12 protein-coding genes are annotated in these 13,363 nt (G+C 63.5%); 4 read left to right on the top strand and 8 right to left on the bottom strand.

Annotation, left to right across the window (positions count from 1 at the left end):
- Positions 1 to 11 precede the first annotated feature (11 nt).
- Positions 12 to 638 carry a hypothetical protein gene (locus ACK4FH_RS05600; RefSeq protein ID WP_409811695.1) on the top strand — a complete coding sequence of 209 codons (627 nt, stop codon included), beginning with the start codon at positions 12 to 14 and terminating at the stop codon, positions 636 to 638.
- Positions 639 to 642: 4 nt separating this feature from the next.
- Here ACK4FH_RS05600 and ACK4FH_RS05595 read toward each other — a convergent pair whose 3' ends face one another.
- The 7 genes from ACK4FH_RS05595 to ACK4FH_RS05565 form a co-directional block, all read right to left on the bottom strand.
- Positions 643 to 1,467, bottom strand: coding sequence for a ferritin-like domain-containing protein (locus tag ACK4FH_RS05595; protein ID WP_409811694.1), 825 nt, complete (start codon positions 1,465 to 1,467; stop codon positions 643 to 645).
- A gap of 187 nt (positions 1,468 to 1,654) precedes the next feature.
- On the bottom strand, positions 1,655 to 2,053 hold the full coding sequence (locus ACK4FH_RS05590; RefSeq protein ID WP_409811692.1) for a F0F1 ATP synthase subunit epsilon: 399 nt from the start codon (positions 2,051 to 2,053) through the stop codon (positions 1,655 to 1,657).
- A 28-nt stretch (positions 2,054 to 2,081) separates the two neighbouring features.
- The gene (gene atpD, locus ACK4FH_RS05585) at positions 2,082 to 3,518 is read right to left on the bottom strand and encodes a F0F1 ATP synthase subunit beta (RefSeq protein ID WP_409815173.1); all 1,437 of its coding nucleotides are present in this window, start codon (positions 3,516 to 3,518) and stop codon (positions 2,082 to 2,084) included.
- A gap of 359 nt (positions 3,519 to 3,877) precedes the next feature.
- On the bottom strand, positions 3,878 to 4,759 hold the full coding sequence (locus tag ACK4FH_RS05580; protein WP_409811691.1) for a F0F1 ATP synthase subunit gamma: 882 nt from the start codon (positions 4,757 to 4,759) through the stop codon (positions 3,878 to 3,880).
- Positions 4,760 to 4,783: 24 nt separating this feature from the next.
- Positions 4,784 to 6,313: a F0F1 ATP synthase subunit alpha gene (atpA, locus tag ACK4FH_RS05575; protein ID WP_409811689.1), complete on the bottom strand. Its 1,530-nt coding sequence runs from the start codon at positions 6,311 to 6,313 to the stop codon at positions 4,784 to 4,786.
- Positions 6,313 to 6,936 (bottom strand): F0F1 ATP synthase subunit delta, encoded by a 624-nt coding sequence (locus ACK4FH_RS05570; RefSeq protein ID WP_409811687.1) that lies wholly within the window; start codon positions 6,934 to 6,936, stop codon positions 6,313 to 6,315. The genes atpA and ACK4FH_RS05570 overlap by 1 nt, the downstream gene beginning before the upstream one ends.
- A gap of 198 nt (positions 6,937 to 7,134) precedes the next feature.
- Entirely contained in the window at positions 7,135 to 9,342 is a 2,208-nt protein-coding gene (locus tag ACK4FH_RS05565) for a primosomal protein N' (RefSeq protein ID WP_409811685.1), read from the bottom strand.
- Positions 9,343 to 9,548: 206 nt separating this feature from the next.
- On the opposite strand from ACK4FH_RS05565, the gene fsa reads away from it, so the two are divergent.
- The 3 genes from fsa to ACK4FH_RS05550 are packed head-to-tail and all read left to right on the top strand — an operon-like array spanning position 9,549 to position 11,943.
- Positions 9,549 to 10,205: a fructose-6-phosphate aldolase gene (gene fsa / locus ACK4FH_RS05560; protein ID WP_409811683.1), complete on the top strand. Its 657-nt coding sequence runs from the start codon at positions 9,549 to 9,551 to the stop codon at positions 10,203 to 10,205.
- Between the two features lie 26 nt (positions 10,206 to 10,231).
- Positions 10,232 to 10,972 carry a DUF484 family protein gene (locus ACK4FH_RS05555; RefSeq protein ID WP_409811681.1) on the top strand — a complete coding sequence of 247 codons (741 nt, stop codon included), beginning with the start codon at positions 10,232 to 10,234 and terminating at the stop codon, positions 10,970 to 10,972.
- Positions 10,945 to 11,943 carry a tyrosine recombinase XerC gene (locus ACK4FH_RS05550; RefSeq protein WP_409811679.1) on the top strand — a complete coding sequence of 333 codons (999 nt, stop codon included), beginning with the start codon at positions 10,945 to 10,947 and terminating at the stop codon, positions 11,941 to 11,943. The genes ACK4FH_RS05555 and ACK4FH_RS05550 overlap by 28 nt, the downstream gene beginning before the upstream one ends.
- Positions 11,944 to 11,964: 21 nt before the next feature.
- Here the strand turns inward: ACK4FH_RS05550 and lpdA are convergent, their stop codons facing one another.
- Positions 11,965 to 13,356: a dihydrolipoyl dehydrogenase gene (lpdA, locus tag ACK4FH_RS05545; RefSeq protein ID WP_409811678.1), complete on the bottom strand. Its 1,392-nt coding sequence runs from the start codon at positions 13,354 to 13,356 to the stop codon at positions 11,965 to 11,967.
- Positions 13,357 to 13,363: the final 7 nt, after the last annotated feature.

Genomic DNA, 13,363 nt, shown 5'->3' with positions numbered 1-13,363 from the left:
GGGAGGATGTCATGTCCTTCATCGACCGCCTTTTCATGATGGGCCTTGCCGCCGCCGCAGGCCTGTTCCTGTTCGATGAGGAGCGGCGTGACCTGACCGGCCATGCGGTCAGCAAGGCCTATGCCTACGTCGCGGGCTCTGCGGCGCCCCTGCCGCTCGCCCGGCCGCCGCATCTGGCGCTTGCCGCGCTTGGCGATTGCCTGCGCGGCACGGGCAGCATCGAAGGCGACGATGCCTATGCCGCCTATTGCACCGATCTTGCTGGCCTCGGCGTGAAGCCGCCGCCATCCGCCAAGCCCGCGCCCGGCGCCGCTTCCTGTTTGCTTGCCCGCACGAACGGGCTTTCACCCGTCGCGGGCGGCTGCCGTGCGGCAAGCCCCGCGGCAGGGACCATCCTCTATGCCGACGCGTTCAAGGGCTATCTCGGCGTCGTCATCATCGAGACGGAAACGGGCGAGCGGCTGACGATTGCCGGCCTCGGCAATATCACCGCAAGGCGGGGAGCAAGAGTTGCAGCGGGTGACACGCTTGGCGCAGCGCCCGCAAAGACGGCGCCTGCGCTTGCCGATGCAGCGGAGGGCGAGACGCCATCCCTGCTTGTTCTGATGAATGACGGCGGGATCGCCCCGGCGTCGTGAACCGTCAGACCGCCGCGCGCGACAGCCGCCAGTTGCGGAAGCGCCAGTAGCGCCAGGCGATCGATCCGACCAGGCGCATCAACACCCCATGCGGCTTCAGGCCCGCCGCCTTGCCGACCATCGAAATCAGCCGCTCGACATGCTGACGGCGATAGAGGCCGAGCGCACGCTTTTCATAGGCCTTGGCGAAACGGACACGCTCGTAAGGCACACTGCCATCGGCAGGCGTGTTCGCTGCGTAATAGGCGCAGGCAAGCTCGTCATCATCGGCTTCCGATACGCGGCCCACAGCCACGCGAATCCGATCGAGGATCGAGGGCGGCGCCTCGCCGAGATCGTTGAACTGATCGTAGAAGAGCTTGTAGTGGCGGAACTCGTCTGCCGCGATATTCGCTGCGATCTGCTTCAGCACCGGCTCGTCCGTCGCATCCTTGATCGCGGTGTAATAGGAAGAGGTGCCGCTTTCGACCACGCAGCGCGCGATGAGCTCGCCGCCGCGGCTGCCGCGCACGCTCTCGATCGCGTCGACCGGAATGGAATAGCCCTCGCGGAACCGCTTGAAGGCCTCATCGAAACTGAAAGAGGGATCGGCAATCTCCGCCCAGCGCGCCAGCGCCTGACCGTGCTGCACTTCCTCCGCGCCCCATTTCTGGATGGCTTCCTTCACATCCGGGCGGTCGGAAAACACATTGCAGAGATAGGTAACGTAATCGGGCGCATTGAACTCGACCATCGCCGCCGCCTTTACGGCGCGCAGAATATCGGGGTCGACCTTCGATGCATCGAAGTCTTCCCATCTGATATCCTCAAGCGTCCAGTGGCGGCTCATGGCTTTTTCCGATCGTCTCGACCGTCGTCACAATAGCAATATAATTCGAAATCGGGCGGGTTTAAGAGCGTCGCCTCGGCGCAGACGCGCCGCCTGTTGCCGGAAAGGCACCCTGAAAATCGCCTGAAATCAAAGGGGCGGCACTCCGTTTCCGAAGGCCGCCCCTGAATTTCCGTCGACTCTTTGCCTAGGCCACTTCGCGAAGCGATTTCAGCTGGTCGAGCTTTTCCTGCGCCCGTTGCCGTGCCTCGTCCGACTTTGCGTCCGCAAGGTCTTCCTCGGCATTGGCGATCTCGCGGGCCAGCGCTGCGGCATCGAGTTCAGCGAGCGGCACCGTATGTTCAGCAAGCACGGTAAGACCGGCCGGCGTCACTTCGGCAAAACCGCCGCGCACGAAATAGCGGCGCTCCGGCTGGCCTTCGACCTGCACACCGATCACGCCGGGACGCAGCGTCGACATGACAGGCGCATGGCCTCCCATGATGCCCATGTCGCCCTCGGCGCCGGGCACGGTCACCATGTCCACCTGCTCCGAGAGGAGAAGGCGTTCGGGCGACACGAGATCGAAATTCAGCTTCTCAGCCATTCGCTTTCACCTTGGTCCGGTCGATGTCTTACGCAGCTTCCTTCGCAAGACGCTCGGCCTTCGCGATCGCATCCTCGATCGTGCCTACCATGTAGAAGGCCGCTTCCGGCAGATGGTCGTAATCGCCATTGCAGAGGCCCTTGAAGCCCTTGATCGTGTCCTTGATGTCGACAAGCACGCCCGGCGAGCCGGTGAACACTTCGGCGACGAAGAAAGGCTGCGACAGGAAGCGCTCGATCTTGCGCGCGCGGGCGACGACGAGCTTGTCTTCTTCCGACAGTTCGTCCATGCCGAGAATGGCAATGATGTCCTGGAGAGACTTGTAGCGCTGCAGGATTTCCTGCACGCGGCGCGCCGTGTCGTAATGCTCCTGGCCGACAACGCGCGGCTCGAGAATACGGCTCGTCGAGTCGAGCGGGTCCACCGCCGGATAGATGCCCTTTTCCGAGATCGCGCGGTTGAGAACCGTCGTCGCGTCAAGGTGAGCGAAGGAGGTCGCGGGCGCCGGATCGGTCAAGTCGTCGGCGGGCACGTAAATGGCCTGCACGGACGTGATCGAGCCCTTGGTCGTCGTCGTGATGCGCTCCTGCAGCGCGCCCATGTCGGTCGCGAGCGTCGGCTGATAGCCCACGGCGCTCGGAATACGGCCGAGAAGCGCCGACACTTCCGAACCCGCCTGCGTGAAGCGGAAGATGTTGTCGACGAAGAACAGCACGTCCTGGCCCTTGTCGCGGAAATGCTCGGCGACGGAAAGACCCGTCAGCGCGACGCGGGCGCGGGCTCCCGGCGGCTCGTTCATCTGGCCGAACACGAGGGCGCATTTCGAACCGGACGTATCGCCGTTGTTCTCGCGCGGGTCCTTGTTCACGCCCGACTCGATCATTTCATGATAGAGGTCGTTGCCTTCGCGCGTACGCTCGCCCACACCGGCGAACACCGAGTAGCCGCCATGCGCCTTGGCGATGTTGTTGATGAGTTCCTGAATGAGAACCGTCTTGCCGACGCCGGCGCCGCCGAACAGGCCGATCTTGCCGCCGCGCGCATAAGGCGCGAGCAGGTCCACGACCTTGATGCCCGTGACGAGCATCTGCGCTTCCGTCGACTGCTCGACAAAGGCGGGGGCTTCCTGGTGGATCGGGCGGGTGCCTTCGGACTTCACCGGGCCTGCTTCGTCGATCGGCTCGCCGATGACGTTGATGATGCGGCCGAGCGTACCTTCGCCCACCGGCACCGAGATCGGCGCGCCCGTGTCGCGCACTTCCTGACCGCGAACGAGGCCTTCGGTCGTGTCCATCGCGATGGTGCGCACCGTATTCTCGCCGAGATGCTGCGCGACCTCGAGGACGAGGCGGTTGCCGCCATTGTCCGTCTCAAGCGCGTTCAGAATGGCGGGGAGGTCGCCCGTGAACTTCACGTCCACAACGGCGCCAATCACCTGAGCGATCGTTCCGACTGCCTTGCTCATACTGTCTATCCCTGCTTCACGTGCCGGAAAGCGAAATGACGCTTCCCATCTGTCTGTTTGCGGCGTGGCCTCTGCCCCGCCCTGCGGTTCCAAAATCTCGTTTCCGGGTTCCACCGGCTCGGCCCTGCCTTCAAGCAGCACAGCCTTGCCCGCAGAAGGCGCCGGAAGCGCCTTCGGCCCCGCGCCGCGTCCCGGCAGGACGCGATGAAGAAGCCGTCTCACATAGCCGAGCAGGCGGCTCTGCCAGCCCTGCCCATCGCCCTTACCCATCTTCCCCGTCCCTTCCGATCCGAATGGCCTCCAACAGGTCTTCGTCTCTTCCGGGGCGTTCCCCCTGATCGTCCCTCTCGACTTTCGTCTTAGAGCGCTTCTGCGCCCGAGATGATTTCGATCAGTTCTTTCGTGATCTGCGCCTGGCGCGAACGGTTATAGGTGATGTTCAGCTTCTTGATCATGTCGCCCGCATTGCGCGTGGCGTTGTCCATCGCCGACATCTTGGCACCGAACTCGCCCGCGACATTCTCGAGCAGCGCGCGGAAAATCTGCACCGACAGATTGCGCGGCAGGAGGTCTTTCAGGATTTCGGTTTCTTCGGGTTCATACTCGTAAACCGCGCCGCCGAGATCGGCGCCCCCCGCACCTTCCGGCAGGCTCGCCGGAATGATCTGCTGGGCGGTCGGCACCTGGCTGACCACGTTCACGAACTTCGAATAGAAGAGCGTCGCGACATCGAACTCGCCGGCTTCGAACATGTCGAGCACGGTCTTCGAAATGTCTTCGGCCTGCGCGAAACCGATCTGACGGACGCCCGTGAACTCGTAGGACTTCACGATGCGGTTCGCAAAATCACGTTTCAGGATATCGCGGCCCTTGCGGCCCACGGTAAGGATCTTCACTTCCTTGCCTTCGCCGGTCAGCCGGTTGATGTGCTGACGGGCAAGACGCGCGATCGACGAGTTGAAACCGCCGCAAAGGCCGCGGTCGGCGGTTGCCACGATCACCAGCTGCACCTTGTCCGAGCCCGTGCCCGCAAGCAGCTTCGGCGCATCGTCGCGGCCGGCCATGCCGGTTGCGAGATTGGCCATCACGCGGTCCATGCGTTCGGCATAAGGACGCGCGGCTTCCGCCGCTTCCTGCGCGCGGCGCAGTTTCGCGGCGGCGACCATCTGCATCGCCTTCGTGATCTTCTGCGTCGCCTTCACGCTGGCGATGCGATTTCTTAGGTCCTTGAGGCTGGCCATACGCCCTTACCCTTTAGCCTGAAATCAGGCGAACGCCTTGGAGAAGCTTTCGACGGCGGATTTGAGCTTCGCTTCCGTGTCGTTCGAGATCTGCTTCTCGTTGCGGATCGCATCGAGAATGTCGGCATGGCTCGAACGGATGTTGCGCAGGAATTCCTGCTCGAAGCGGCCCACTTCCGAAACCGGCAGCTTGTCGAGATAGCCGTTCACACCGGCATAGATCACGACGACCTGCTCTTCGACCTTGAGCGGCGAGAACTGGCCCTGCTTCAGGAGCTCCGTCAGGCGCGCACCGCGGTTGAGCAGACGCTGCGTGGCGGCGTCGAGGTCCGAACCGAACTGTGCGAAGGCCGCCATTTCGCGGTACTGCGCAAGCTCGCCCTTGATCTTGCCGGCAACCTGCTTCATCGCCTTGATCTGCGCCGACGAACCCACGCGCGACACCGATAGGCCGACGTTCACCGCCGGACGGATGCCCTGATAGAAGAGGTCCGTTTCGAGGAAGATCTGACCGTCGGTGATCGAGATCACGTTGGTCGGGATGTAGGCCGACACGTCGTTTGCCTGCGTCTCGATGACGGGCAGCGCGGTCAGCGAACCGTTGCCATTGTCGTCATTGAGCTTCGCGGCGCGCTCGAGCAGGCGCGAATGAAGATAGAAAACGTCGCCCGGATAGGCTTCGCGTCCCGGCGGACGGCGCAGCAGCAGCGACATCTGGCGATAGGCGACGGCCTGCTTGGAGAGATCGTCATAGACGACGAGTGCATGCATGCCGTTGTCGCGGAAGAACTCGCCCATCGTGCAGCCGGCGAACGGCGCCAGGAACTGCAGCGGCGCGGGGTCCGACGCGGTGGCGGCGACGATGATCGAATATTCGAGCGCACCGTTTTCTTCCAGCGTCTTCACGATCTGGGCAACCGTCGAGCGCTTCTGGCCGATGGCGACATAGATGCAATAGAGCTTCTGGTTTTCGTCGTTGCCCTGATTGAGCGGCTTCTGGTTCAGGATCGCGTCGACGGCGATGGCGGTCTTGCCGGTCTGACGGTCGCCGATGATCAGTTCGCGCTGGCCGCGGCCGATCGGGATCAGTGCGTCGATCGCCTTGAGGCCGGTCTGCATCGGCTCATGCACCGATTTCCGGGGAATGATGCCCGGCGCCTTCACGTCCACGCGGCGGCGTTCAGACGAAACGATCGGGCCCTTGCCGTCGATCGGATTGCCGAGCGGATCGACGACGCGGCCAAGGAGGCCCTTGCCGACGGGGACGTCCACGATCGCGCCCGTGCGCTTTACCGTGTCGCCTTCCTTGATGTTCTGGTCGGAGCCGAAAATAACGACGCCGACATTGTCCTGTTCGAGGTTGAGCGCCATGCCGCGCACGCCGCCCGGGAACTCGACCATTTCGCCGGCTTCGACATTGTCGAGGCCGTAGACGCGGGCGATACCGTCACCGACGGAAAGCACCTGGCCGATTTCGGAAACCTGCGCTTCCGCGCCGAAATCCTGGATCTGCTGCTTGAGGATGGCGGAAATTTCCGCAGCCTGAATGTCCATCAGGAGGCCTCTTTCATGGCAATCTTGAGAGAATTGAGCTTGGTCCGCAGGGATGAATCGATCATCCGGCTGCCGACCTTCACGATTAGTCCGCCGAGGAGCCCGGCATCGACCTTGGTATCGATCTTGACGTCGCGTCCGGTAGCGGTTTTCAGCGCAGCCTTGAGGCCTTCGACCTGGGCATCGCCGAGCGCATGGGCAGAGGTGACCTGAGCCGTCACTTCGCCGCGCTTATGGGCGAGAATGGCACCATAGGCCAAAATCATGGCCGGAAGCACGAAGAGACGGCGATTCTTGATGACGAGACCGGCGAAATTCTTCACCAGCCCGGAAATGCCTGCTTTGTCGAGCACGGCGGCGAAGGCGCGGCCCTGCTCGTCGGCGCTGAAAAGCGGGCTGCGAACCAGACGGGTCAGGTCTTCGCTCGCCGCAAGCATGGCCGAAATCTTCCCGAGATCGGCCGCCACGGCATCGAGCGCGCCCTGCGCTTCCGCCAGTTCGAAGAGGGCCGTCGCATAACGGCCGGCCACGCCAGAGACGGGATGATCTGATGACACGTGCGGCGCTCGCCTGTGCTTTTTCGTGGAAATCGGCGCGGCGGCCAGAAGCCTCGCGCCAACCATTTGAATTCATTAGCTAATTTTGGCCGCCGAAAGGGCAAAAATCGAGCCCCCTGAAGGCCGGGCGTTAGGTAACACATGGTCCGCGCATGCGCAACATGCTGGCCCGGAAAATGGGCAAGCCTGCGGCATTTTGGGCATGCCGCAAGGCCCGGAAAGGCCCTTGCCGCAGCGTCAACGAGCAGGCGGCGGCCCGTTGGCTCACATGAAGCTGTAGGGGTCCACATCGACCGAGATGCGGACCGCGTTCGGCACCTTGAAATCGTCGAGCCAGGCATGGAGGAAAGCCTGGATATTGACCTGCCGCCCTGCCTTCACAAGGAAGCGGATCCGGGTGCGGCCGCGCAGCAGCGCCATCGGCGCGGGCGCGGGGCCAAGCACCGTCACATCCTCGGCGCGGGGCGCAATGCGGGCCATGTCCCGGGCAACGCGCTGCGCTAGCCCCGCATCGGGCGAGGAAACGACGATCCCGGCCAACCGCCCGAAGGGCGGCAGGCTCACCCTTTCGCGCGCCTGCGCCTCGCGGGCAAGAAATTCATCGCGCCTGCCCGAGACGAGCGCGCGCATCACGCCATGCTCCGGCATGAAGGACTGGAGAAAGACGCGGCCCGGCCGCTCGGCCCGGCCCGCCCGCCCCGCCACCTGCTGCAAGAGCTGATAGGTCCGCTCGCCTGCCCTGAGATCGCCATTCTCGAGCCCGAGATCGGCATCGACCACGCCGACCAGCGTCAACCAGGGAAAGTGATGGCCCTTGGCAACAATCTGTGTACCGATGATGATATCGGCCTCGCGCGCCTCGATGGCGGCGAAGATTTCCTCATGTGCCGCGGGGCCGCGCAGATTGTCCGACGAGACGATGACGGTGCGTGCTTCGGGGAAAATCTCGGCGACTTCTTCCGCGATACGTTCGACGCCCGGCCCGCAGGCGATGAGCGCATCTTCCGCGCCGCAGGAAGGACAAGCCTTCGGCACCGGCGCCGAATATCCGCAGTGATGGCAGGCAAGCTCGCGCCGGAACCTGTGTTCGACGAGCCAGGCCGAACATTGCGGACATTCGATACGATGCCCGCAGGTGCGGCAGAGCGTGAGCGGCGCATAGCCGCGGCGGTTGAGAAAGAGCATGACCTGCTCGCCCGCCTCGAGCGCCTTCATCATTTCCTTCACAAGCAAAGGCGAGAGCCAGCGTCCGCGCTCAGGCGGATCGCTGCGCATGTCGATGGATGTCACCTGCGGCAGCAATGCCTCGCCATGCCGCGCCGCGAGCCGCACCACATCATATTTGCCCTGCTGCACATTCACCGATGTTTCGAGCGAAGGCGTTGCCGAACTCAGCACGATCGGGAACTGGCCGAGCGAGGCCCGCACGACGCCCATGTCGCGCGCATGATAGGTGACGCCATCTTCCTGCTTGAAGGCAGCATCATGTTCTTCATCGACGACAATGAGACCGAGATCGCAAAAGGGCAGAAAGAGCGCCGAACGCGCACCGGCAACGACGCGGGCGCGCCCCTCCGCCACGCCGCGCCAGATGCGGCGGCGCGCGCGCGAGGGGAGATCGGAATGCCACTCCGCCGGGCGGCAGCCGAAGCGGCGCTCGAACCGCTCCATGAACTGGCTTGTGAGCGCAATCTCGGGCAGCAGGATCAGCACCTGCCTGCCCTGCACGAGCGCGGCAGCAACCGCCTCGAAATAGACTTCCGTCTTGCCGGAGCCCGTCACACCATCGAGCAGCGTTGCCGAGAACTTTTGTGCCTCGACGGCGGCCACGAGATGCGTGGCCGCTTCCTGCTGCTCCGCCGACAGCGAAACACTCTTTATCTCGGCAAGCGGATCGGGAAACGGCGCCTCGGTCGGTATATCGACCGCGACAAGCGCCTGCGCCTCGACAAGCCCGCGCACGACAGCGTCCGAGACGCCTGCTTCTTCGGCAAGTTCGCGCACCGTGCGGGCAAAGCCGTCTCCCGCCACTTTAATCACCCGCTGGCGGGCCGGTGTCATGCGTGAAGGCCGCGTGCTGCCAAGCCGATAGGCAGTGCGCATCCGCGGCGGCTCGAGCGCACCGGGCGCCCGGATCGCAAGCCGCAGCACGGAGCCTGCAGGCGACACCGTATATTGCGCCACCCAGTCGATGAAGCGGCGCAGCACACCCGCCATGGGCGGTGCATCGATGACCTCGGTGATCGCCTTCAGCCGGTTATGTCGGACCTCGCCCGAGCCCTCCCCCCAGACGACGCCGACGATTTCCTGTGTGCCGAGCGGCACCACCACATAGGAACCGGCATGGACCGCCACGCCCGGCGGCACCTTGTAGTCATAGGGTTTCGGCAGGGCGAGCGGGATCAGGACGCTGACAGTCCCCGATAGGACTGCGTCATCTTCAGGCCGGGCTGTGGATATTTCGGAAGCCATTCTATTCCGGGCCGTTTCATGCGGCTCACCCGCCGCATTGCGTTAATCCGAAACGACAACGTAACGCCTCGTAAAGCAAGCGCCACGATCGTGCCTTGCGCAATGGCTTCACGCCCGTCAAAAGAAGCGAGCCTTTGGCGCGCCTCTCGACTAGACTGCCCCCAGGGGGCGCATGCGCCGGAACGAGACCGAAAAGAAAAGTCTGCATGAAATTCTTTGTCGATACTGCCGATGTCGCCGAAATCCGTGAACTGGCCGAGACCGGCCTTCTGGACGGCGTGACCACCAATCCCTCGCTCATCGCCAAGACGGGGCGCGACTTCCTCGAAGTCGTTAAGGAAATCTGTGCCGTCGTCGAAGGACCGGTCAGCGCAGAAGTGACGGCGCTCGATTCGGCAACGATGATCGCCGAAGGCCGCAAGCTCGCGGGCCTCGCAAAGAACATCGCCGTGAAGGTGCCGCTGACCTGGGACGGGCTCAAGGCCTGCAAGGCGCTGACAAGCGAAGGCACAATGGTAAATGTGACGCTGTGCTTCTCGGCGAACCAGGCGCTGCTCGCCGCCAAGGCGGGCGCAACCTTCGTCTCGCCCTTCATCGGCCGCCTCGACGACCTCAATCTCGATGGCATGGAACTCATCCGCGAGATCAGGGAAATTTACGATAACTATCCCGCACTCCAGACCGAGATTCTTGCCGCCTCGATTCGCAATGCGAACCACGTGAAGGAGTCGGCGCTTGCCGGCGCCGATGTCGCCACTGTTCCGCCCGCAGTGCTGAAGGGGCTAGCCACCCATCCGCTTACCGACAAGGGACTCGAAATGTTCCTTTCGGATTGGAAAAAGACCGGCCAGAAAATACTTTAGAAACGTATTGAGGGGATGCTGAGGGCATGAGCCAGCAGAACGACAGCACCGGCGCGCAGCGCATCGCATTGGCAGGGTCGGCCATCGCCGCCGACGAGGTGAAGGCCTATCTGCGCCAGCATCCCGAACTTCTCGCCAATGATGCGGACCTCATCGCCTCGCTTGTGCCCCCCTCGCAATCTACCGGCCGCAATGTACTCGACATGCAGCAATTCATGATCGGCCGGTTGCAGAGCCAGGTGCGCATGCTGCGCGACATCCAGTCGGATCTCATCGAGGCGACCTCGCTGAACAGCATCGCGCGCGAACAGGTCCATGCCGCGGCGCTGAAGCTCCTCGATGCAAAGAGCTTCGAACATCTGATCGAATACGTCACCGCGCCGGACGGCCTTGCCCGCATGCTCGGTATTCGCGCCGCGACCATCTGCATCGAAACGGCGAACGGCGTTTCCGGCATCGGCATTCGCGGTGTGCGCGTGCTCGAGCCCGGCGGCGTCGACCGGATTCTCGGCATGGGAGAACGCTGCCGCCTTGCCGCCAATGTGCGCGGCAGCCGCGGCCTCTATGGCAATCTCGCCGAGGACGTGCACTCCGAGGCGCTGGTACGGCTCGACGTATCGCCCGGTTCGCCGCCCGGCCTGCTCGCGCTTGGCGGCTTCGACCCGGAACAGTTCCATCCCGACCAGGCGGTGGACCTGCTCGAATTCCTCGCCCATGTCGTCGAGCGCTGCGTGCGCCAATGGCTCGACCTGCCGCCCGCCCGCTGAGCGGCGCGCCCGCGCCGGAGGACGCCGCAAGAGCGGTGCCCGCCGCTGCGGACGTTCAGGGTGAAATCCGCAACTGGTATGCCCATCTCATGAGCGAGAAGCGGATGAGCGTGGCAACGCTCGTCAATTATCACCGCGACATCACGCGTTTCTTCGAGTTTCTCGTGGATCATCTGGGTGGCGCGGCAACGCTTGCCGATCTTGAGCGGCTGGCGCTGCGCGACTTCCGTGCCTTTGTCAGTCGGCGCCGCAAGGAAGGACTGCAAAGCCGCTCCGTTGCGCGGATGCTGTCGAGCATGCGCTCCTTCTTCCGCTATCTCGACCGGACAAAAATTCTCTCCAACGCCTCGGCGCTGGCGCTGCGCTCGCCGAAGCTTCCCCATGCACTGCCGAAGCCGCTTTCCGTCAGAGGCGCCGAGGAAATGCTTGCCGAAGCGGAAATCGCGCAGGGCGAGCCCTGGAAGGGCGCGCGCGACCTTGCCGTTCTGACTTTGCTTTACGGCTGCGGGCTGCGCGTTTCGGAAGCGCTTTCGCTAGACCGGAGCGCGGCGCCCCTGCGCGAGGCGCTGCGCATCACCGGCAAGGGCAACAAGGAACGCATCGTGCCCGTGCTGCCTGCGGCACGCATGGCGGTCGAGAATTATCTCAAGCTCTGCCCCTTCGCGCTGACGAAAGACGATCCTCTCTTCGTTGGCGGGCGCGGCAAGCGGCTCAACCAGCGTCAGGTGCGCGACATGATGATCAATCTGCGTCGCCGCCTCGGCCTGCCTGAATCGGCGACGCCTCATGCGTTGCGCCACAGCTTCGCCACGCATCTCCTTGCCGGTGGTGGCGACCTGCGCTCCATTCAGGAACTGCTCGGCCATTCGAGCCTCTCGACCACGCAGATGTATACGGAAGTCGATGCGGCGCGGCTCCTTGAGGTATATGACAAGGCGCAGACCGAAAAGGAGCGGCGCAAACACGGCTGAACCGCGCGCACATATGCCCGCTCACATGTGAATGGGAAGGCCCGTGACGGAAAGCGCGGCTTCCTTCACCGCTTCCGACATGGTCGGATGAGCGATGCACATGCGGGCAATATCTTCCGAGCTTGAAGAGAATTCCATCGCGACGACAGCCTGCGCGATCAGTTCACCGGCTCCCACGCCGATAATGTGAACGCCGAGAATGCGGTCGGTCTTCTTGTCGGCGAGGATCTTCACGAAACCGTCGGTCGTCTTGTTCGCCTTGGCGCGGCCATTCGCCGTGAAGGGGAACTTGCCGGCATTGTATTCGATGCCCGCTTCCTTGAGCTGCTCTTCCGTCCTGCCGACCGAGGCCACTTCCGGCGAGGTATAGACGACGCCAGGGATCACATCGTAATTCACCGCGCCGTAATGCCCTGCAAGCTGCTCGGCAAGCGCAACACCCTCTTCCATCGCCTTGTGCGCAAGCATCGGTCCCGCGATCACGTCGCCGACCGCATAGATGCCGTCGACATTGGTCTTGAACGAGGCATCGACCTCGATGCGGCCGCGCTTGTCGGTCTTGACGCCAACCTTGTCGAGACCGAGCCCGCCCGTATAGGCGACGCGGCCGATCGAGACGAGCACGACATCGGCATCGAGCACTTCCGCATCGCCGCCCTTTGCAGGCTCGACCGTGACTTTGAGACCCGATTTCTGCTTCTCGACCTTGGTCACTTTCGCGCCGAGCTTGAAGGAGAAGCCCTGCTTCTTGAGGATGCGGGTGAAGTTCTTCACGACCTCGCCATCCATGCCCGGCAGAATATTGTCGAGATATTCGACCACCGTCACTTCCGCACCGAGGCGGCCCCAGACGGAACCGAGCTCGAGCCCGATCACGCCACCGCCGATCACGAGAAGCTTGCCCGGCACCTTGTCGAGTTCGAGTGCGCCGGTGGAGGAGACGACCGTCTTCTCGTCTATCTCGACGCCCGGCAGCCTCGCCACATCGGAGCCGGTCGCGATGACGATATTCTTCGCCTCGAGCGTGCGCCCGCCCACCTTCACCTTGCCTGGCGCGGCGATGCTGCCCTCGCCCTTCACCCATTCGATCTTGTTCTTCTTGAAGAGGAACTCGATACCCTTGGTGTTGCCGTCGATCGCCTCGTCCTTGAAGGCGAGCATTTGGCGGAGGTTGAGCTTCGGCTTCGGCACCTCGATGCCCATGCCCTCGAAGCTTTCGCCCGCCTCGTGGAAAAGCTCCGAGGCATGGAGCATCGCCTTCGACGGGATGCAGCCGACATTAAGGCAGGTGCCGCCAAGCCGGTCGCGCTTTTCGACCACCGCGACCTTGAGCCCGAGCTGCGCCGCCTTGATCGCGCATTCATAGCCGCCGGGGCCCGCGCCGATCACAACAAGGTCGAAAGCATCCGCCATTGAATTA

It is taken from the genome of Parvibaculum sp. (assembly GCF_046297875.1).
Taxonomy (GTDB): domain Bacteria; phylum Pseudomonadota; class Alphaproteobacteria; order Parvibaculales; family Parvibaculaceae; genus Parvibaculum.
Note: the sequence above shows the minus strand (reverse complement) of the source record. Positions and strands in the feature narration are given on the sequence as shown.

Bases quoted from the DNA above. Each gene is read 5' to 3' on its own strand.
- ACK4FH_RS05595 (WP_409811694.1), bottom strand. From the start codon at position 1,467: ATGAGCCGCCACTGGACGCTTGAGGATATCAGATGGGAAGACTTCGAT.
- ACK4FH_RS05565 (WP_409811685.1), bottom strand. From the start codon at position 9,342: ATGGCTTCCGAAATATCCACAGCCCGGCCTGAAGATGACGCAGTCCTA.
- ACK4FH_RS05590 (WP_409811692.1), bottom strand. From the start codon at position 2,053: ATGGCTGAGAAGCTGAATTTCGATCTCGTGTCGCCCGAACGCCTTCTC.
- ACK4FH_RS05555 (WP_409811681.1), top strand. From the start codon at position 10,232: ATGAGCCAGCAGAACGACAGCACCGGCGCGCAGCGCATCGCATTGGCA.
- ACK4FH_RS05570 (WP_409811687.1), bottom strand. From the start codon at position 6,936: ATGGTTGGCGCGAGGCTTCTGGCCGCCGCGCCGATTTCCACGAAAAAG.
- fsa (WP_409811683.1), top strand. From the start codon at position 9,549: ATGAAATTCTTTGTCGATACTGCCGATGTCGCCGAAATCCGTGAACTG.
- ACK4FH_RS05580 (WP_409811691.1), bottom strand. From the start codon at position 4,759: ATGGCCAGCCTCAAGGACCTAAGAAATCGCATCGCCAGCGTGAAGGCG.
- atpA (WP_409811689.1), bottom strand. From the start codon at position 6,313: ATGGACATTCAGGCTGCGGAAATTTCCGCCATCCTCAAGCAGCAGATC.
- ACK4FH_RS05550 (WP_409811679.1), top strand. From the start codon at position 10,945: ATGGCTCGACCTGCCGCCCGCCCGCTGAGCGGCGCGCCCGCGCCGGAG.
- lpdA (WP_409811678.1), bottom strand. From the start codon at position 13,356: ATGGCGGATGCTTTCGACCTTGTTGTGATCGGCGCGGGCCCCGGCGGC.
- atpD (WP_409815173.1), bottom strand. From the start codon at position 3,518: ATGAGCAAGGCAGTCGGAACGATCGCTCAGGTGATTGGCGCCGTTGTG.
- ACK4FH_RS05600 (WP_409811695.1), top strand. From the start codon at position 12: ATGTCCTTCATCGACCGCCTTTTCATGATGGGCCTTGCCGCCGCCGCA.